Origin of the sequence: Burkholderia sp. HMSC10F09, assembly GCF_001806955.1 — a bacterium.
Taxonomy (GTDB): domain Bacteria; phylum Pseudomonadota; class Gammaproteobacteria; order Burkholderiales; family Burkholderiaceae; genus Burkholderia; species Burkholderia multivorans.
Genome location: NZ_KV786891.1, coordinates 1 through 1,198, shown reverse-complemented (window position 1 = coordinate 1,198; position 1,198 = coordinate 1). Strand labels below are relative to the sequence as shown.

Annotated in this window: 1 protein-coding gene; it reads left to right on the top strand. The window is 73.2% G+C overall.

Annotated elements, in window-relative coordinates:
• A partial coding sequence (gene bcsZ, locus HMPREF3115_RS25155; RefSeq protein ID WP_083302297.1) for a cellulose synthase complex periplasmic endoglucanase BcsZ occupies positions 1 to 1,129 on the top strand: 1,129 nt, incomplete at its 5' end.
• Positions 1,130 to 1,198 lie beyond the last annotated feature (69 nt).

The following is a 1,198-nucleotide window of genomic DNA, read 5'->3' as shown; positions in this document are numbered from 1 at the left end:
CGGTGCGGCAGGCGGCGCAGGCGCGGCAAGCGCGACGGACGCCGCCGACGCGCGCTGCGGCGCGGACTGGCCGCGCTGGGACGCGTTCAAGCGCGCGTTCGTGTCGGCCGACGGGCGCGTGATCGACGTCGGTTCGGCCGATTCGCGCACGGTATCGGAGGGGCAGGCGTATGGACTGTTCTTCGCGCTCGTCGCGAACGACCGGCGCACGTTCGACACGATCCTCGCATGGACCGAGAACAACCTCGCGCAGGGCGACCTGAGCGCGCGGCTGCCGGCGTGGCTGTGGGGCCGCGCGCCGGACGGCACGTGGCGCGTGCTCGACGCGAACGCGGCCTCCGATGCCGATCTGTGGATCGCGTACGCGCTCGTCGAAGCGGGGCGGCTCTGGCACGAGCGCAGCTATACCGCGCGCGGCATGCTGCTCGCGAAACGCGTGCTCGACGACGAGACGGCGAACGTGCCGGGCCTCGGGCTCACGCTGCTGCCCGGGCCGACCGGCTTCGCGCTTGCGCGCGACCGATGGCGCGTGAACCCGAGCTATTCGCCGCCGCAGGTGATTCGCGCGCTCGCCGCACGGTTGCCCGACGATCGCCGCTGGGCTGCGCTTGCGGCCAGCACCGGCCGCGTGTTGCTCGATACCGCACCGAAGGGCTTTGCGCCGGACTGGGCGCTGTACCGCGCGGGCGCGGGCTTCGGTCCCGATCCGCAGACGCAGGCGGAAAGCGCGTACAACGCGATTCGCGTGTATCTGTGGGCCGGCATGCTCGATCGCGCCGATCCGCTCGCCGCGCCGCTGCTCGCGCGCTTCGCACCGTTCGCCGACTACATCGCCGCGCATGGCGCGCCGCCGGAGAAGGTCGACACGACAACCGGTATCGCCGGTCCGAACGACGGCAACGGCGGCTACTCCGCGGCCGCAGTGCCGTTTCTCGACGCGCGCGGCCAGCACGCGCTGGCCGATGCGCAGGCGGCGCGCGTCGATACGCTCGCGCGCGAGTCGGCGCCCGGCTATTACACGAGCGTGCTGACACTGTTCGGCCTCGGCTGGCGCGAGGGTCGCTACCGGTTCGGCGCGGACGGCTCGCTCGACGTGCGCTGGGGAGAGCGTTCGTGCGTCGCCCGCTGATTCGCGTCGTCGCGGGCGCCACGGCGTTCGCGTCGTCGATCGGAGCGTCGGCGCCTGCCGCATCGGCGC